Here is an 18274-nt window from a genome sequence, read left to right on the forward strand (position 1 = left end):
TTCTGGTACGTCTGGTACGACACCGGCACATCGGCGCCGGGTCGGTCGTTGTCATGCCCCCTACCGGGACGGCCCCTACTATGCCCGCACTTCCGACCCCACCACCAACAACAGCCCCAGCTCCAGCCTCTCCCGTCCTCAGCCGGACGACAGCCCGGCCTGATGCGCCAGCAGCGCCGCCTGCACCCGGCTCTCCGTCCCCGTCTTCTCCAGAATCCGGCTGACGTGCGTCTTGACGGTACCGAGCCCGATGTCCAGCCGCCGCCCGATCTCCAGATTGGCCAGCCCCTCACCGAGCATCGCCAGCACCTCACGCTCCCGGTCGGTCAGCGCCGCCAGCCGCGGATCGGGTCCGCTCCCGGAACCCGCCGTACCGAGCCGCCCGCCCCCCTGAAGCATCCGCTTGACGACATACCCGGTGACACCCGGCGAGAGCACCGCGTCCCCGTTCGCCGCCGCCCGTACAGCATTGATCAGCTCCTGCGGCCCCTCGTCCTTGAGCAGGAACCCACTGGCGCCGGCCTGGAGTGCCCGGGTGACGTTCTCCTCGTCACCGAACGTCGTGAGCATGACGACCTGCGGCTTCGGATCGAGCCGTACGAGCCGCTCCACGGCCGCGAGCCCGTCCAGCACCGGCATCCGGATGTCGATCAGCGCGACATCCACCGGCTGCCGCCCGGCCAGCTCGACCGCCTCCGCCCCGTTGGTGGCCTCGGCCACGACGTCGATGTCCTCGGCGTGCTTGAGAATCAGCCGCACCCCGTGCCGGATCATCTCCTCGTCATCCGCGAGCAGCACCCGGATCTTGTTCCCGGCCCGGTCAGGGACCCCGAATTCAGACATACGATCACCCTACGCAGCCGCCCCGCCGTCCCGCCGCCCCACAGACCCGCGCGCCCTCGGAACCCCTCCCTACGCCCTGGCAACACCACCGCGCGCTCCACCAGCGGTCCCGGATATGGCGTCGCCACGGCTCGCAAGGTGCTCGAAGAACTCCTCCAGCAGGGCGAAGAGCCCGGCGACAGCCTGCCGGTGCTCGTCTTCCGACCACGGCTCGGCCGGCCGGCCCCCGGGAAAGACGATCAGAACAACCTGGGCGAACCAGACCAGGTTGCTCCCGACCCGCCTCGTGTCCGCGAGCCACTGCCGCAGTCCGTCCAGCAGGGCTCCGCCGCAGGCATGGTCGTCACCGTCGAGGTAGTGAGGGGATTGCGTCCGCTTACAGCGTGGAGGGGCCACGGGTACGCTCACCAGCAGGCGGGGCGTGACACATCGTCTGTCACACAGGGGAGTTGCCCGCATGATGGATAAGCGGATTTCCAAGTCGCGAGTGGCTTACGAGGAAGAGCTGAAACGGCGTCGGGAAGCGGCGGATCTCACCCAGGAGACTCTGGGGGAACTGGCGATCACGTCGCGGGGTTCGCCGACCGTGACCGCATCCGCCTGCACGTACTGCCCTTCTCCGTCGGGGTTCACTCGCTGCTCGAAAGCGGCGTCACGCTGATGTGGTTCGATGACGCGCCACCGATCGCGTACGTAGAGGGGCTGAAAACCGGGGCGGTACTGGATGCCCCGACGGCGGTACACGAGTGCCAGGCCGCATTTGACCTGGCACTGGGCGACGCCTGGTCACACGCGCATTCACTGACTTTCATCAAGCATGTTGCGGAGGGCTACGAGCATGGGCAGAAGTGAGCACAACGCCTCGGACATTCCCGAGGTGCCGATATGGCGTAAATCCAGTTACAGCGGCGCTAGTGGCGGCAACTGCCTCGAATTCGCCGCCGGGCATGAAAATGTCCCCGTTCGGGATTCCAAGGATCCCCGTGGGCCCGTTCTGCTGCTTTCTACGAGTGCCTGGACGGAGTTTGTGGGGTGGGTGGCAGGCGGTGGGACTCGGGGGCCAGAGGGGCCTGGAACGTGGTGATGTCGATGAGGATGTTGTCGCGGAAGCAGTAGCGGGTGATCTTCACCTGATCCTTGGAGGCGGGGGCTTCTTCCGCCTCTCCTCCTGAGGGGTAGGGGAAAATGCAGGTCGTGTTCGGCGGGCGGGTGGGTTCGTTGTAGGCGGCGGCGGCTTGGATGTAGTCGACGTTGCCGCTGGTCTTGCCGAGTACTTCGGTCAGGGTCATGCCGGTTCGCAGGGTCGCGTCGTGCAGGTAGTTCTCCTCCGGGCGAATGGTTTTGACGACCTGGAGGCCGAAGAGCAGCATCGCGCCGACGCCCGCCATCCCCATGACCGCCGCCGCGGCGCCCGGCAGGTGGTGCAGGAGGCGGCGCAGGGCGCCGGGCGGGCGGTGGGGGCCTGTGGTGACGTCCGGTTCACCGACAAGGGGGTCGGCGAGGGGGTCGGTACCGGTCCCGGCGGGCGTGCGGTCCGGCGAGGAAGCCGGGTGGGCGGGGACGGTGGCGTCGACCAGGAAACCGCCGAACAGGGTCGGTTCGGCGCGCAGTTCGCCGCCGAGCAGGCCGACCCGTTCGCGCAGCCCGGTCAGGCCGCGCCCGGTGCCCAGCCCGGTGGTGGCCTCCGGCGGGGCGGGTGGGGCGGCGTTGCGGATCTGTACCCGTACGCGGTCCTCGGCGTGGGTCACGGTCAGGTCGACGGCCGCGCCCGCCGCGTACCGGTGGACGTTGGTCAGCGACTCCCGTACGACACGGTGCACCGCACGCCGTACGCGCGGTTCGAGACCGTCGAGGTCGGGGCCCTCCCAGGAGAGCGCGACCGGGATGCCGGCGGCCCGGGACTCGTCGGCCAGGGCCTCGATGTCGCGCCGGGTGCCGGTCGCGTCGGTCAGCGCGTCGGTGCCGGTGTCGCGGCCGAGCGGGCCGAGTACGCCCAGGACCTCGCGCAGCTCGCGCATGGCGTCCCGGGATGCCTCGCGTACCTGGGAGGCCGCGGACTTCAGCTCGGGCGCCTGGGTGGCCAGCGCCATTTCCAGGCCGCCGCTGTGCAGCGAGATCAGGCTCAGGCGGTGGCCGACGAGGTCGTGCATCTCGGCCGCGATACGGGAGCGCTCCTCGACGCGGGAGGCGCGGTCGATCAGCCGGCGGGCCTCTTCCGCGGCGGCCGTACGGTCGCGCAGGGCCAGCACCAGGCGCTCCTGCTGGCCCGCCGAACTGCCGACGAGGCCGGGGATCAGTACGCCGATGAGGCCCAGGACGCAGCCGAGGGCGGTGCCGTAGGCCCAGGACCGTTGACCGTCCGTGACGGTGAAGGTCACGGCGGCGACCACCGGCAGCAGCGCCGCCGCGATCAGGACGACGCCGCGCCGCCGGGGAGCCTCCACGCGCCGGGCGGCGGTGTACGCGACCGGGGCCGTCAGCAGCGCGGCGCCGGGCAGCGCCCCCGCGAGGGCGGCCAGCGCCAGCAGCGCGAAGACGGGGAACCGCCGGCGCAGCACCAGGAGCACCACGGCGCCGGCCGCCAGCAACGCTTTCGCCAGGCCCTGCGGGGCACCTTTGTACCCGGCGAGGTCGGACGCCATGACGAGCATGAGGACGGACGCCGCGCACACTTCGAGTACGTACAGCAGCCGGCGCACGCCTTTGCGGCGCGGTACGGATTCAGGGCGGCCGGGGGCCGGCGGCGGCAGATAGGGCATGCCAGCGATTATCGGGGCGGTCGGTGCGTGGCCGGTGCACCTTGAGGACGAGGAGAATCCGGGCGCGTATGGCTTTGGATATACCGGATGGGTTGGTGGATTGGTGGGCCGATGCGCTGATGGGCTGTGCTGCGGAGCTACCGGGCCACGCGGAAGGCCGGGCGCGTAAGCCGGTGAAGCCGCACGCGCCCGGCCCGTGACGATGCGTCGTGCGGACCGGTTCCGGTTATCTACCGGGACCGGTGAGCCACTTCTTCCAGACGTCGGGGTGTTTGTCCACCCACCGCTTGGCCGCCTCGTCCGCCGAGAGGCCGTCGGAGGCGATCATCTGGGAGACGGCGTTCTGGTTCTCCTTCGTCCAGTGGAAATTCTTCAGGAACTTCGAGGCGTCGCTGCCGCTCTTGACGAAGTCGGTGTTGAAGTATTTCTGGAGCGGTGTCGTCGGATAGGCGCAGTCGACGGAGGTGGGGTCCTCGGCGCCCTTTTCGGCGCAGGCGTCCGTGTACTTGGGGAGTTTCACCTCCACCATCGGTACCTCGTTGAACAGCCACTGCGGCTCGTACCAGTACGTCAGGAACGGCTTCTTCGCCTTGGCGAACTGCTGGATCTGGGTGATCTGCGCCGCCTCGGAGCCCGCGAAGACGACCTCGTAGTCGAGCTTGAGGTTTTTCACCAGCGCCTTGTCGTTGGTGACGTAGGACGGCGAACCGTCCATGAGCTGGCCCTTGTTCCCGCTTTCCGAGGTGCGGAGCTGGTCGGCGTACTTGTTGAGGTTCTTCCAGTCCGTGACGTCGGGGTGGGCGTCGGCCCAGTACTTGGGGACCCACCAGCCGATGTGGCCGGTGACGCCGTTGCCGCCGCCCGCCGTGATCGTCTTCTTGTCCTTGACGTAACGCTTCTCCTGGTCGGGGTGGCCCCAGTCCTCCAGGATGGCGTCCACCCGGCCCTGGCTCAGCGCGTCCCAGGCGGGGATCTCGTCCACCTGGACGGTGTCGACGTGGTAGCCCATCTCGTGTTCGAGGATGTGCTTGGCCACGGCGACATTGGCCTGTGCGCCGACCCAGGTCTGTACGGACAGGGTGACCGACTTGGTTCCCTTGGCCGCCGCGAAGGGCGACGCCTGCTTGGTCATGTCGGCCTTGCCGCAGCCGCTGAGGGACAGCAGGACGGCGCCGGCCAGCAGGGACGTGCCGGCGACCGTGGTGCGTCTGCGGGTACGGGGTCCCATACGGGTGATGATCGTCATGGCTCAGGCCCCCTTCCCCGTCGTACGGCGTTCCGTCGGCTGGGTGACCCGGTCCAGCATCAGCCCCAGGCAGACGATGGCCACCCCCGCGACCAGCCCGAGCGCCAGGTTGCCGGTGGCCAGCCCGGTCACCACGTCATAGCCCAGGGCGCCGCCGCCCACCAGCCCGCCGATGATGACGACGGCCAGGACCAGCACCACGCCCTGGTTGACGGCCAGCAGCAGCGCGGGCCGGGCGAGCGGGAGTTGGACCTGCCGCAGTTGCTGCCAGCGGCCGGCGCCCAGCGAGCGGGCGGATTCCAGCGCGGCCGGGTCGACCTGCCGCAGGCCCTGGGTGGTGATGCGGATGACGGCGGGCAGCGCGTAGACGACGGCCGCGGCGGCGGCCGGGGCGCGGCCGACGGCGAACAGCGCGACGACCGGGATCAGGTACACGAACTGCGGCATCGTCTGCATGACGTCCAGTACGGGCCGCAGCACCGCTTCCAGGCGCTTGCTGCCGGCGGCCAGGATGCCCACGCCGAAGCCGATCACCAGCGTGACCGCCAGGGCCGCCAGCACCTGGGAGAGGGTGTTCATGGAGGGCTTCCAGACGCCCAGTACGCCGATGGCGGCCATCGCGAGTACGGCGGTCAGGGCCGTACGCCACGTACCGATCAGCCAGGCCAGCGCGGCGACGATCAGCAGCACGCCCCACCACGGCAGGGCCGTCAGGCCGTCGCGCAGCGGGTCCAGGACCCAGGAGGTGAAGCGCGCGGCCCAGTCGGCGGTGCCGCCGATGACCGGTACGCCGGAGTAGAGGTGGTCCACCATCCACTCCTTGAAGTCGTTGACGGGCCGGGCGATCGCCACCGTCCAGCCGGTGGGCCAGACCGCGGAGCCGGCCAGTCGGCCGGCGAGGGCGAGTACGGCGGTCAGCGCCGCGACGCCCGCCCAGGCGCGCCACCCGCGCAGCAGCGCGGGTCCGGTGGCTTCGGCGCGGGCGCCCATCCGTTCGCCCGCGGCGGCCGTCGTACGGTCCATGACGATCGCCAGCAGCACGATCGGGACCGCGGCGGCCAGCGCGGCGCCCACGTCCACCGAGGCCAGTGCCTGGTACACGCGGTCGCCCAGTCCGGCGGCGCCGATCATGGAGGCGATCACGGCCATCGACAGACCCATCATGATCGTCTGGTTGAGGCCGAGCAGCAGTTCCTTACGGGCCAGCGGCAGCCGGGCGGACAGCAGCCGCTGCCGGCCGGTCGCGCCGAGCGAGGAGACCGCCTCCAGTACGCCGGGATCGGCGCCGCGCAGGCCCAGCGCGGTCAGCCGGGCCATCGGCGGCGCCGCGTACACCACGGTCGCCAGCAGCGCGGCCGGCACGCCGATGCCGAAGACCAGCACGACGGGCAGCAGATAGGCGAAGGCGGGGAGCACCTGCATGGTGTCCAGTACGGGCCGCAGCAGCCGGAACAGCCGGTCCGAGAGCCCGGCGGCCAGTCCCAGCAGCGCGCCGACGACGACCGAGGCGAGCACCGCCACGATCATCAGCGCGAGCGTCTGCATGGTGGGCACCCACATCCCCAGCACGCCGCTGACCAGGAAGGACACAAGTGCCGTGAGGGCGATGCGCGGGCCCGCGACGCGCCAGGCGACGAGGGTGACACCGGCCGTGACACCGGTCCAGCCGAGTGCGAGCAGCAGCAGGTAGACGCCGCGTACGGACAGCACCACGGCGTTGCTGAGGTGGCCGAGGAAGTAGACGAACAGCGGGTGGCTGTCGCGGTTGTCGATGATCCAGTCGCTGGTACGGCCCAGGGGCCCGGTCAGGTCGACGGTCAGCGCGTCGGGCCAGGTGCCGCTCGCCCATTTGGCGTGCGCGATCGGTACGAGGACCGCGGCGAGGGCGGCCAGCAGGAGGAGTTTGTGCAGGGCTCGGTGGCGCAGCAGCGCACGGAGCGGGCCGGGGACGGCGGACAGGGGGGCGGTGGCGGACGGTGTGGGGGCGGCGGTGCTGCTCATGCGCGGCCCCGCTTCACCGTGCCGGCCGGCACGCTCGCCGCCGCCGCGCGCTGTGCCGCGCGCCAGCGCCGTACCAGCGCCACCCGCCATCGGGTGATCAGGGCCGGGGCGCCGGACGGACCCGAGGCCGGGCTCAGGGCGGATGACGGCGCAGGCACGACCGGGACTCCTTCGCCCGCCGTACGGGCGGCGGCGCCCCAGGAGACCACGTACGTGGCCAGGGCAGGTATCGCGGGCATCAGGCAGCCACCTCGCCGCGCCCGGCGTCACCGATCCCGGCGACGACGTTGAGCAGGCAGGCGTGGTCCACGATGCCCAGGCAGCGCCCGCCGTCCACCACCCGCGCCGCACCGCCGGTACGGGCCACGGCCTCGATGGCGTCGCAGATCAGCGTGTCCGGCGTCAGCGCCGCGCCCTCGTCCGCCTCGCCGGACCGCGCCGGGCGCATCGCGCGCCGTACGGTCAGCACCTGCTCGCGCGGTACGTCGCGGACGAAGTCCCGTACGTAGTCGTCGGCGGGCGAGCCCACGATCTCCTCCGGGGTGCCGAGCTGGACGATTCGGCCGTCCCGCATCAGGGCGATCCGGTCGCCGACGCGCAGCGCCTCGGCGAGGTCGTGGGTGATGAAGACCATCGTGCGGCCTTCCTCGCGGTGCAGCCGGACGACCTCTTCTTGCATGTCGCGCCGGATGAGCGGGTCCAGCGCACTGAACGGCTCGTCGAACAGCAGGACTTCGGGGTCCACGGCCAGCGCGCGGGCCAGCCCGACGCGCTGCTGCTGGCCGCCGGAGAGCTGTCCGGGACGGCGCTGTTCCAGGCCCGCCAGTCCGACCTTGTCCACCATCTCGGCGGCCCTGACGCGGCGTTCGGACCGCCCCATGCCCTGGATCTCCAGGCCGTAGGCGACGTTGTCCAGGACGGAGCGGTGCGGCAGCAGCCCGAAGTGCTGGAAGACCATGGCCGCGCGGTGCCGGCGCAGCTCGCGCAGCGCGGTGCGGTCCATGGCGCGGACGTCCTCGCCGTCCATCTCCAGCACGCCGCTGGTCGGCTCGATGAGCCGGGTCAGACAGCGTACGAGGGTGGACTTGCCGGAGCCGGACAGGCCCATGACGACGAAGGACTCGCCCTTGTGGACGTCGAAGGAGACATCGCGGACGGCGGCGGTGCAGCCGGTGCGCTCGCGCAGTTCCCGGGCGGACAGGCCGGTCAGTTCGGTGTTCCCGGGGATGCGCTCGGCCTTGGGGCCGAAGACCTTCCACAGGTTGCGGACGGAGAAGACCACCTCGCGGCCGTCCTGCTCCCGCGCGGCACCCGTCTCCCGTACGTCACGAGACTCCCGTACGTCACGAGACTCCCGTACGTCGCGAGACTCCCGTACGTCGTCACCTACGTCAGGTGCGCCATGCATGTCACGCGAGTCACGTACGCCCCGGTCTTCGCGCCCGGACCCGTCCGTGCCCTCGACGGCGGACCCGGTACGCGGCCTGGGTATGCCGGACGCGCCGGCGGCGGTGGCCTTAGTCATCACGCATCACCCCCCTGGGCCGGGGTCGCACGGAGAATCTCCGCGCACTTCTCCCCCACCATCAGGACGCCGATCATCGGGTTCACGGCGGGCATCGTCGGGAAGACGGACGCGTCCGCGATCCGGATGCCCTCAAGGCCCCGCACGCGCAACTCCGGGTCCACGACGGCCATTTCATCGCTCGCCGCGCCCATGCGGCAGGTGCCGGCGGGGTGGTAGACGGTGTGTGCGACCTTGCGCGCGTACTCGCTGATGTCCTCGTCGGAGGTCACCTCCGGGCCCGGGCACACCTCGCGCTTGAGCCAGCCCGCCAGCGGCTCGGTCTTCGCGATCTCGCGGGCGATCTTGATGCCGTCGACCAGGGTCCGGCCGTCGTAGTCCTCCTCGTCGGTGAAGTACCGGAAGTCCAGCGCCGGCTTGGTCTCGGGGTCGGCGCTGGTCAGGTACAGCCGGCCGCGGCTGCGCGGCTTGGGGATGTTCGGCGTCATCGACACCCCGTGCTCGGGCTTGGTGTAGCCCACGCGCTCGGGGTTGTCGGTGAAGGGGATCTGGTAGAAGTGGAACATCAGGTCCGGGCCGCGCGACCCGGGGTCGCGGCGCACGAACAGCCCGGCGTCCGAGTCCATCGCGGAGTTCTCGGGAATCGGGCCGTCGGTCTCCCAGACGATGACCGACTCGGGGTGGTCGAGCAGGTTCTCGCCGACGCCCGGCAGGTCGTGCTTGACCGTGATGCCCAGGGCCTCCAGGTCCTTGGCCGGCCCGATGCCGGAGTGCATCAGCAGCCGCGGGGTGTCCACCGCGCCCGCGCACACCAGCACCTCGCGCCCGGCCTTGACGAGGATCTCCTCGCCCTCCTTCGTACGGACGTGGACGCCGGTGACCCGGGTGCCGTCCACCTCCAGCTTGTACGCCCAGGTCTCCAGCATCAGGTGGAGGTTGGGCCGGTCGCCCGCCTCCATGTGGGGGTGGAGGTAGGCCACCGACGCCGAGGAGCGCTTGTTGTTCTCCGGGTGGTAGGCGAGGTCGAAGAAGCCGACACCGTCGTGGAACGGCTTGCTGTTGAAGCCCTCCACGCGCGGCACGCCGGTCGCCTTCTGCGCCGCCTCCACGAAGTCGCGGGCGATGGCGTTCCGGTCCTTCTCGTCCACCGGGACGATGTTGTTGCGCAGCTTGGCGTAGTACGGGTCCATGGACTTCGCGTCCCAGCCCGTGGCCCCCGCCTCGGCCCACTCGTCCCAGTCGCCGGGCAGCGGCTTGAAGGAGATCAGGGTGTTGTGGGAGGAGCAGCCGCCGAGCACCTTGGCGCGGCTGTGCAGGATGTGCGAGTTGCCGCGGTGCTGCTCGGTGGTGGGGTAGGCGTAGTCGAGTTCGCCGCCGAGCAGGCCGAGCCAGCGGCGCAGGGTCAGGACGTCCTCGCGGCCGAGGTCCGAGGGGCCGCCTTCGATGACGACGACGGAGGTGCCGGGGTCCTCCACGAGCCGGGAGGCGATCACCGAACCGGCGGTGCCGCCGCCGACGACGACGTAGTCGGCTTCGACCGTGCGGGATGGAGTGCCGAGCGAGGAGTTGGGGGTGGTGGTGGCGGGCATGAGGTTGTGCTCCTTTGGCGAGGTGCGTGCGTCTCGTGGCGTACGTGCGTTGTGTGGGCTGTACCAACGGCCGTGCGCACGCGCATGCGTACTGCTGGGAAAGACCGGGCGTACTCGGCCACTCAGCCCGCGAACCAGCGGACCGGCTCGGGCCGGAGGTTCTCGTAAACGTGCTTGGTCTCGCGGTACTCGTCCAGACCCGCGGGGCCCAGTTCCCGGCCGATGCCGGACTTCCCGAAGCCGCCCCACTCCGCCTGCGGGAGGTAGGGGTGGTAGTCGTTGATCCAGACGGTGCCGTGCCGCAGCCGCGCGGCGACCCGGCGCGCGCGGGCGGTGTCGGCGGACCACACCGCGCCCGCCAGGCCGTATTCGGTGTCGTTGGCCAGCGCCACGGCCTCGTCCTCGGTGGTGAAGGTCTCCACCGTCAGGATCGGGCCGAAGGTCTCCTCGCGGACGACCTTCATCTCGCGGTGGCAGCCGTCCAGGACGGTCGGCGCGTAGAAGTAGCCGCTCGCGGGCCGTACGTCGCTGGGCTCGGGCCGTACGCCGCCGCAGCGCAGCCGTGCGCCCTCCTTCAGGGCGGAGGCCACGTACGCCTCGACCTTCTCCAACTGCTGCCGGGAAACCAGCGGTCCGCACTCGACGCCCTCGGCGGTGCCGCGGCCGAGCTTGATGCGTTCGGCGCGGCGGGCCAGCTCGGCGACGAAACGGTCCCGCACCGACTCCTCGATGATCAGCCGGGCACCGGCCGAGCAGACCTGGCCACTGTGGATGAACGCGGCGTTCAGCGCCTGGTCGACGGCGGTGTCGAAGCCTTCCTCGGTGGCACAGGCATCGGCGAAGACGACATTGGGATTCTTGCCGCCCAGCTCCAGGGCGATCTTCTTCGCCCCCGCCACGGCCGCGGCCCCGGCCTTGGTACCGCTGGCCAGACCACCGGTGAAGGAGAACAGGTCCACGTCCGGGTGCTCGGCCAGCCGTGCCCCCACCGGCACCCCGGCCCCGGTGACGATGTTCGCGACACCCGTCGGCAGCCCGGCCTCCACCAGCAACCGCACCAGATACACCGTCGACAGCGGAGTGATCTCACTCGGCTTGATCACAAAGGTGTTTCCGGCGGCCAGTGCCGGGGCAACCTTCCAACTGGCCTGGAGCAGCGGATAATTCCAAGGGGTGATCATCGCGCACACACCGACCGGCTCGTGCACGACGACGCTGTGCACATCCGCCGATCCCGCGTCCACGACCCGCCCGCCGCTCTCCCCCGCCACCAGATCGGCGAAGTACCGGAAAGCATTGGTGACGTCGTCGACGTCGACGCGCCCCTCCTCCAGCGTCTTGCCGGTGTCCCGGCTCTCGATGAGCGCGATTTCCTCGCGGTCCCGCTGAAGCAGTTCCGCCACCCGCCGCAGCAGCGCGGCCCGGTTCGCCACGGACGTACGCGGCCAGGCCCCCGCCCCGCCGTCGAACGCCCGGCGCGCGGCCTGAACCGCCGCGTCCACGTCCTCGACGTCCCCTTCGGCGACGACCTGGAGGGTGGTGGCGTCGGCGGGGTCGAGGACCTCCCGCGTGGCGCCGGATGCGGCCGGGCGCCACACCCCGTCTACGTGAATGGTCTCGACTGCCGACACGTCTGCTCTGCCTTTCGGTTTCCGATTCGTTCCCACTGGTTCACACCAGCAACGAGGACCCCTCCCCGGAAGCCCCTCGCCTATGCCCAAACCTCCAGGGAAAGTGACCCGACTCACTAAATGTGCAGCCGAATGCCCGAAAATGTGGCATTACGCCCCATTGCATCGCCCGTACGGCCGCGCAATGCACCCCCTCTTCATCGAGAGCGCAAAGAGCACCCTCTTCCCGAACCGCGGCACCTCACCGCCGCCACCGGGGGCGAATACCGCGATCCGGTGAGCCGCGATGTGGTGAGCCACGACGTGGCGAGCTGCGACGCCAAGAAAGGACCGGGGAAGGACCAACCCAACCTGTCCCTACCGTTGTTCGTACGGGAACCCATGCGTCACCTGATCAGGTGACGGAGTGGCAGATGGGTGAGTTGGCGCGGTACGTTCGCGCCACAAGGTCACAAGTCCACAAAAAAACTTCGGCCCCCGGCGGGACTGGCATCCCGGCTCCGAGGGCCTGATCAACAGGAAGAAAGCCAGCCTTCCCGATGACTTCACGTCAGTCTAGCGCGTGTCCTTCCGCGCGCGTCCAGCGTCCGCCGACATCGTCCTCCGTGTCCCGGGTTTCCGGTGTCACCATCGTCCGGTACCGGCACAAGAGCCACTTCACCGTTGTCGGCAATCACCTGGCCCAGCATCCGAACCTGTCCGCCACCGCGATCGGTATCGCGCTGTACATCCAGTCCCTGCCGGAGGGGTCCAAGGTCAGCGTGAAGGCCCTGGCCGAGCACTTCCCGGAGAGCGAGTACCGGATCGCCGCCGCACTGCGGGAACTGGAAGCGGCGGGCTATCTGCTCCGGGAGAAGGAGCGTACGCAGGGGCAGCGGATCGTCACGCGGACGACCTATTTCGAGTGCCCGGGGGCGGAGGTGCGGCGACAAGCGGCGGCTGTCGAGGAGGAGTTGGCGCCCGTGCGAGTTGTCGCGGAGGTGGCGGCGCCTGTGCGTGCTGCTGTTGCTCCGGCCCCGGCCCCGGCGCCTGCTCCCGCCCCTGTTCCGGCTGTTGCTGCGGATGTGGACGTGGAGGTGGCGGGGTCCGCGGCGTTTGCGCTGCTGGCCGGACTGCGGCGGGTGGATACGCGGTTGACGTTGCCCGAGCGGGCCGTTGAGCGGCTGGTGCCCGCGGTGGAGGTCTGGCTGGAGCGTGGAGTACCGGCTGAGCGGGTGGTACGTACGCTCAGTGGGGATCTGCCCGCCGGGCCCATTCCCCATCCGGCTGGTCTCCTCACGTACCGGCTGTCCAGTCTGCTGCCGCCCGAGCTGCCGGTGGTCACACCTGCGCCGCCCGGCCCGTCGCGGCTGCCCGTGCCGTTGCAGAACTGCGAGGGCTGCGACCGGGCGTTCCGGGGGCCGGCACCGGGCCGGTGCAGGGACTGCCGGGAGGAGCGGGGAGAGTGGGAGGAGCGGGAGGCTGGGGCAGATGGCGGTTCCGGTGGTCCTGGGGGCTGATGCCTCGTACGCGCTTGAAGGCCGTGCTCAGGGCGAAGGAACTGCCGTAGCCCACCCGGCGGGCCACCGCGCCGATCGTGAGGTCCGGCTCGCGCAGCAGGTCGGCGGCGAGGTCGAGGCGCCGGTGCGTCAGGTAGGTCATGGGTGGTTCGCCGACGAGCCGGGTGAAGCGGCGGCCCAGCGCGGCGCGTGAGACGCCGGTCGCGGCGGCCAGGGCGGAGACGGTCCACGGACGGGCCGGGTCCTCGTGCAGGAAGCGGAGCGCCCGGCCGACCACGGGGTCGCTCTGCGCCCGGTACCAAGGCGGCGCCTGGGCCTCCGGGCGGGAGAACCACAGGCGCAGGGCGGCGACGAGCAGGAGATCGAGGAGCCGGTCCAGGACGACGTCCTGTCCGGGTTCGTCCCGGCCGATCTCCTCGGCCAGCAGCGACAGCAAGGGGCCCAGCGAGGGGTGCGCGGCGACCGCGGGCAGGAGCGCCAGGGCGGGCAGGGCGCGGAGCAGCGGCTGATTGATCTCACCGTGCAGTTGGTATGTGCCGCTGAGCATGATCGCCGAGTCGGACGCCGCCCGCTCTTCGGGGGACTGCGGCGCGTCGCCCCAGGTACGGATGCCCAGGTCCATGGCCTCACACAGCGGGTCGCCCTCGGGGGTGGCGGAGATCTGGCCCGGGTGGATGATGACGCGGGGCGGCCGGGCGGCCGTTTCCGGACTGTCGGCGACGGTGTACGGGTCGGGGCCGCGCAGGATCGCCAGGTCACCGGGGCGGAGCCGTACCGCGTCCGGCGTCGGGGACCGGTCGCCGGGGACGGTGACGCAGGCGTCGCGGTGGGACATGGTGAGGAGGGTGAGGGGTGCCCGGTCCTCGACCCGTACGGACCAGGGCGGATCGAGGACCGAGCGGAGCAGGAAGGCGCCGCGGGCGCGCGGCCCGTCCAGGAGGTCCGCCAGTGGGTCCATGGGGCTCAGCGTAGGCGAACTCCTGGACGGCTGTGGACGACGGAACATGGGGGTGAGCGGGTCGGCCATGGCCCGGGCCCGTACGCGGCGGTTGACTGCCAGCCATGTACGAGTCGATCAGGAACGCGGCGCTGTTCGCGGCCACCGCCACCATGGGGCTCAGCGCGGGGCTCTTCTACGCCTTCGCCTGCGCGGTCATGCCCGGTCTGCGGCAGACGGATGACCGGGCGTTCGTCGAGGCGATGCAGCGGATCAACGTGGCGATACAGAACGGGTGGTTCAGCATCGCGTTCGGCGGGGCGCTGATCTTCACCGTGGCCGCCGTCGCCCTTCATCTGCGGGCGGACGGGCGGTCCCTGCTGCCGTGGCTGGTGGCGGCGCTCGTGCTGTACGGGGTGGCGCTGGGCATCACCTTCGCCGTCAGCATTCCGCTCAACGACCGGCTGGAGGCCGCCGGGAACGCGGCGCGGCTTCCGGACGCGGCGCTCTCCGTGGCGCGCGGGCAGTTCGAGGCGGCGTGGGTCCACTGGAACGTGGGGCGTGCGGTGGCGAGTACGGGCGCGCTGGCCTGTCTGGTGTGGGCGTTGATGGTACGCGGGCGGTCGTAGCGCCGGGTGGTGCGACGGCGGTTCAGGAGGTCGAGGACGCGTCGAAGAACTGGAGCGCGATGCGCTGGATCTCCTCCTGGCGCGGCCAGTCGGCGTCCGGGCCGCCCGCCAGTACGGCGAACTGCCGCCCGTCCGGGACGCCGAAGGCGCGGTCGGTGACCCGGCAGCGTACCCCCAGCTTCTCGCTGTCGTACGCGTAGACGAGCTGCGCGGCGGGTGGGGAGCCGGTGTCGGTGGAGTCGGTGTCCGATCCGGGTGCGGGTGCGGAAGCGGTTTCGGATTCGGAAGCGGTTTCGGGTCCAGGGATCTGTTCGAGGGTGATCTCCTCGTAGCCCGGATTGCCCGCCAGGTTCTTCGAGGTCAGCCGCAGTGCTTCGTACGGCGTGATGTCCGGCTCGGTGATCTCGAAGATCTGGAGCAGGCTGCGGTGATCCGGTGACCGGTAGAAGACGCCGTCCTTCTCCAGGCTGCGGGTCCAGTCCTCGGGCACCGCGAGCGTGAAGCCCTGGCTGTCCCTGGTCAGCCGGTAACCCTCCGGCACCGGGGCCGCGGTGCCGGAGGGGGCCGAACCGGACGTGCCGGGAGAGGGGCCGGCGGGTGAGGTGCCGGGCGCGCCGTCCGTGCCGCGTGCGCCGTCCGTGTCGGCGGGCGTCTGCCGGCCGGCGGACGGGGAGGCCGACGCCGGGGGCCGGGCGCCCGTACGGTCGCCGCCGTCGCGGCCCCACAACAGCCAGCCGCCGGTGAGGCCGGCGGCCACGACGGCGACGGTGACGCCCACGACGATCGGCGTGGACCACGTACGCGGCCGTGAACCGGAAGGTGGGGCGTCGGGCGGTACGGGGAGTGACGCGCCAGGCGGTACGGGTGATGGTGCGTCCTGGGGCCACGTCGCCTCGTGGGGCCACGTCGCGTCGTGGGTCCACGCCGCGTCGGACCACGGGGTGCCGGGCTCCGGCGTGCCGCCGGTCCGCGACACGTCGCCGGTCCGTGGCGCGGTCCGTGGGCGCGGTGGCGGCGGCCCGGTGTACGGCGCCGGGGCCGGGCCGCCGTCGTCCCAGCTCTGTGTCTCCTCGTTCCAGCGCGCCCCGCCGCCGCCCGTGCTCATCTCATCCTCCCAGCAGCCCGGCCACCGCCTGGCCGACCGCGGCGCCCGACGCCAGCATCCCGGTCACCGCGCTCGCGTCCGTCAGGGCCGTACGCAGTCGTGTCAGCCGGCCCGGAGCCGGGCGGCCGGTGGTCTCCATCTCCTCTTGCGCGTCGGCGAGTTCGGCGCCGAGGACGGTGGTCTGCGGGGTGCCGATCAGCCGGTCCAGGTCGGCCCTCAACTGGCTCACGGCGGCGTGGAGTTCGACGTGTTCGGCGTCCGGGCCGGGCCGCTCCTGTCCGTCGCCGGTCCGGTTGGTGACCGTGTTGTGGTCGCCGATGGCGAAGGCGCCGTGCACATCGCCGATGTGGATGCCGCCGTCCCTCTCGTCAGCTCCTGTCACGATTGCCTCCCGTGTCCGGGGACTCGCCGCCGCGGCCCGCCGCCCCGCCCGGCCGTCCTGTCCTGTTGGTCCGGCCGTCATGACCGGCCTGGTGGTTGGTGATGATGTTGTGGTCGCCGATCCCGACGGCCCCGTGCGCGGTCTCGATGAAGGTCCCGCCGTTGCTGACGTTGACGATCCGCTGCTCGAACTCCTCGGTCTGCCAGCCCGCTTCGTGCAGTGCCAGCCGTACGCCGCCGGCCACCCGGTCCTGGATGCTCTTCAGGTAGCGGCTGACGTCCATGTCCTGGAAGAGCGAGGCGCCGCGGGCCATGGCCAGTTCCCGTACGGAGACCGCCGGGCCGTCGGGCAGCGCGCCGCCGTGGCCGCCGGTGGCCATCCGCCATACGGAGACGAAGCCCCGCCACAGGGTGAGCAGCGCCCGGCCCGCCGAGCCGGGCATCCGCGTCAGTACCCAGACGGCCTTCCCGAAGGGGTGGTTGTTGCGGTACCGGTGGGCGATCCGGTCCGCGTTGCGGAACAGCGGGCGCAGCGGCAGGAGGACGTGCGGGGCCACCTCCAGCATGAACATGCCGCCCTGGGTATGTACCCGTACGAAGACCGTGGTGACGATTCCCTCGCCCCAGCCGCCGACCCTGATCCGCAGGAAGTGCCGCCGGGTCTCACCGCCCTCCTCGACGGCGCGTGCCCGGTGGGCCTCGAACGCCTCCGGTTCGTACGGGGCGTCGGCGCGCCGCGGCAGCCCGTCCACCGGCAGGAAGACGCACTGGTCGATCTCCAGGCCGCGCAGCCGGTCGCGCACCGCGGCGGCGGCCTGTGGCGAGCCGTGGGGGGCGGGCACCCGCAGCGCCTCCACCAGCGGGATGATCCGCGCCAGCACGGCACTGTTGTCCATCGGCTCCGGCCTGCGGCCCTTGCGCGGGCGCAGCTCGACCGACAGCGACCACGGCTCGTACGGGACGCCCGCGCCGCAGAAGGGGTTGGCGGGCGCGTACATCACCATCGGGCCGTGCTGTTCGGTACGGATGCGCTGCCGCAGCCGCTGGAAGCGGGCGCCCTCCGCCCGCTCGGCGGGATCGGCCATGACGTCGGGGAACCGGGTCCGGGAGAGCTCCCCGGTCAGGGCGCGGGCGAACTGGCCGCGCTGCGCGCCCACCGCGCAGGCCAGGACGAGGGGCAGGGCCAGGGCGATCCAGGCGTGGAAGGGGCGGGCTCCGGTGGCCCACCCCATGAGGGCGTCGGGGATCAGCGCCAGCGGGCTGCCCGGACCGTCGTACGTGACGTCTGACGACGGCCCGGAGCCGAAGCCGGAGCCGAAGCCGGTGCCGGAGCCGCTGCCGGAGCCGAGCGGTCCGGTCTCCTCGCCGGCCAGTGCTGCCACCAGGAGCAGCACGCCGACCAGGAGGAGGGACAGCCGGGCGTACCAGCGCAGCACGAATGCGGTGACGCGGCGGTACCAGGGCGGCCGGTCGGCGCGTCCGCGGACGAAGGAGGCGACCGCCAGGATCAGCACCGGGGGCAGGAAGGCCAGGATCAGGCCGGAGGTGAGCGGCACGGCCACGACCCACAGCAGCAGGATCGCGCCGGCCCAGGCGGTTTCGATGCGCCGGGCGCGCAGCGCGTGGGCCAGGACCCGGGCCGCGTTGTGGCCCAGCGACGGGGCGGCGAGGCGCTCCTCGTGGACGTACAGCTCCTCGATCACCGCGTCCCGGAACTCTTCGTCGAGGTACGTGCCGGCGCACATGAGGCGGGTGGCCTCGCTGGCGCTCGGAGCGACCGGCGGCACGGCGGCCGGTACACCCTCCGGGCCGCCGGGCTGCTGAGGCACGTACGTCTGAGTCACCGGCTTCCCCCAAGGCCCGACTGCCCATTACGGCACGTGAGTTGTGCGACGTGGAGGCCGCAGCATAGGGCAGCCCGACGGCCCGTGTCAGGCGACTTGGGGAACGGGCTGAGCGCCGGCGTCAGGCTCCCACGGAAACGCCGCGAACAACCGGAAGCCCGTACGGAACTCGCTGTTCCGTACGGGCTCGGGTGGCACTCGGATGACGGCCGTCGCCGCCGTCAGCAGCGGGTGATCGCTGTGACGGAGGCGGCAGCCGCAGGTGTCAGACCAGACCAGGTCAGT

General features: G+C 71.4%; 15 protein-coding genes and 2 pseudogenes. 4 read left to right on the forward strand and 13 right to left on the reverse strand.

The window, feature by feature from the left end:
* Positions 1–138 precede the first annotated feature (138 nt).
* Together KGS77_RS12940 and KGS77_RS12945 are read right to left on the reverse strand one after the other, a co-directional pair.
* Positions 139–843 carry a response regulator transcription factor gene (locus KGS77_RS12940; protein ID WP_242581093.1) on the reverse strand — a complete coding sequence of 235 codons (705 nt, stop codon included), beginning with the start codon at positions 841–843 and terminating at the stop codon, positions 139–141.
* A 69-nt stretch (positions 844–912) separates the two neighbouring features.
* Positions 913–1251, reverse strand: a complete 339-nt coding sequence (locus KGS77_RS12945) for a hypothetical protein (protein ID WP_242581094.1) — start codon at positions 1249–1251, stop codon at positions 913–915.
* 165 nt (positions 1252–1416) lie between these two features.
* On the opposite strand from KGS77_RS12945, the pseudogene KGS77_RS12950 reads away from it, so the two are divergent.
* Together KGS77_RS12950 and KGS77_RS12955 are read left to right on the forward strand one after the other, a co-directional pair.
* Positions 1417–1695, forward strand: a pseudogene (locus KGS77_RS12950) (Scr1 family TA system antitoxin-like transcriptional regulator); the annotation flags it as partial.
* Complete coding sequence (locus KGS77_RS12955; RefSeq protein ID WP_242581095.1) at positions 1682–1927, forward strand: DUF397 domain-containing protein; 246 nt, start codon at positions 1682–1684, stop codon at positions 1925–1927. The pseudogene KGS77_RS12950 and the gene KGS77_RS12955, both read left to right, overlap by 14 nt.
* Here KGS77_RS12955 and KGS77_RS12960 read toward each other — a convergent pair.
* The 7 genes from KGS77_RS12960 to KGS77_RS12990 form a co-directional block, all read right to left on the reverse strand.
* Complete coding sequence (locus tag KGS77_RS12960; RefSeq protein ID WP_242581097.1) at positions 1848–3602, reverse strand: histidine kinase; 1755 nt, start codon at positions 3600–3602, stop codon at positions 1848–1850. The genes KGS77_RS12955 and KGS77_RS12960 overlap by 80 nt on opposite strands.
* 226 nt (positions 3603–3828) lie before the next feature.
* Entirely contained in the window at positions 3829–4830 is a 1002-nt protein-coding gene (locus KGS77_RS12965; RefSeq protein WP_242587446.1) for an ABC transporter substrate-binding protein, read from the reverse strand.
* 21 nt (positions 4831–4851) lie between these two features.
* Positions 4852–6849 carry an ABC transporter permease subunit gene (locus KGS77_RS12970; protein WP_242581099.1) on the reverse strand — a complete coding sequence of 666 codons (1998 nt, stop codon included), beginning with the start codon at positions 6847–6849 and terminating at the stop codon, positions 4852–4854.
* A complete protein-coding gene (locus tag KGS77_RS12975) occupies positions 6846–7088 on the reverse strand; it encodes a hypothetical protein (protein WP_242581100.1) in 243 nt (80 codons plus the stop codon). Before KGS77_RS12975 ends, KGS77_RS12970 begins: the two co-directional genes overlap by 4 nt.
* Positions 7088–8374 (reverse strand): glycine betaine/L-proline ABC transporter ATP-binding protein, encoded by a 1287-nt coding sequence (locus KGS77_RS12980; protein WP_242581101.1) that lies wholly within the window; start codon positions 8372–8374, stop codon positions 7088–7090. Before KGS77_RS12980 ends, KGS77_RS12975 begins: the two co-directional genes overlap by 1 nt.
* Positions 8374–9963, reverse strand: coding sequence for a GMC oxidoreductase (locus tag KGS77_RS12985; protein ID WP_242581102.1), 1590 nt, complete (start codon positions 9961–9963; stop codon positions 8374–8376). Before KGS77_RS12985 ends, KGS77_RS12980 begins: the two co-directional genes overlap by 1 nt.
* A 122-nt stretch (positions 9964–10085) precedes the next feature.
* Positions 10086–11594 (reverse strand): aldehyde dehydrogenase family protein, encoded by a 1509-nt coding sequence (locus KGS77_RS12990; protein WP_242581103.1) that lies wholly within the window; start codon positions 11592–11594, stop codon positions 10086–10088.
* 539 nt (positions 11595–12133) lie between these two features.
* On the opposite strand from KGS77_RS12990, the pseudogene KGS77_RS35000 reads away from it, so the two are divergent.
* Positions 12134–12427 (forward strand): annotated as a pseudogene (locus tag KGS77_RS35000) (helix-turn-helix domain-containing protein); the annotation flags it as partial.
* A gap of 487 nt (positions 12428–12914) precedes the next feature.
* Here KGS77_RS35000 and KGS77_RS13000 read toward each other — a convergent pair.
* Entirely contained in the window at positions 12915–14051 is a 1137-nt protein-coding gene (locus KGS77_RS13000) for an AraC family transcriptional regulator (protein ID WP_242581104.1), read from the reverse strand.
* A gap of 104 nt (positions 14052–14155) precedes the next feature.
* On the opposite strand from KGS77_RS13000, the gene KGS77_RS13005 reads away from it, so the two are divergent.
* The gene (locus KGS77_RS13005; RefSeq protein ID WP_242581105.1) at positions 14156–14659 is read left to right on the forward strand and encodes an anthrone oxygenase family protein; all 504 of its coding nucleotides are present in this window, start codon (positions 14156–14158) and stop codon (positions 14657–14659) included.
* Positions 14660–14681: 22 nt separating this feature from the next.
* Here KGS77_RS13005 and KGS77_RS13010 read toward each other — a convergent pair whose 3' ends face one another.
* From KGS77_RS13010 to KGS77_RS13020, 3 genes are read right to left on the reverse strand one after another with little or no spacing between them, the layout of a single operon-like run.
* Complete coding sequence (locus tag KGS77_RS13010; RefSeq protein WP_242581106.1) at positions 14682–15764, reverse strand: hypothetical protein; 1083 nt, start codon at positions 15762–15764, stop codon at positions 14682–14684.
* Position 15765: 1 nt separating this feature from the next.
* Positions 15766–16146: a hypothetical protein gene (locus KGS77_RS13015; protein ID WP_242581107.1), complete on the reverse strand. Its 381-nt coding sequence runs from the start codon at positions 16144–16146 to the stop codon at positions 15766–15768.
* The gene (locus tag KGS77_RS13020) at positions 16133–17974 is read right to left on the reverse strand and encodes a hypothetical protein (RefSeq protein WP_347404487.1); all 1842 of its coding nucleotides are present in this window, start codon (positions 17972–17974) and stop codon (positions 16133–16135) included. The genes KGS77_RS13015 and KGS77_RS13020 overlap by 14 nt, the downstream gene beginning before the upstream one ends.
* Between the last annotated feature and the right edge of the window lie 300 nt (positions 17975–18274).

This window comes from Streptomyces sp. MST-110588, assembly GCF_022695595.1.
Taxonomy (GTDB): Bacteria; Actinomycetota; Actinomycetes; order Streptomycetales; family Streptomycetaceae; genus Streptomyces.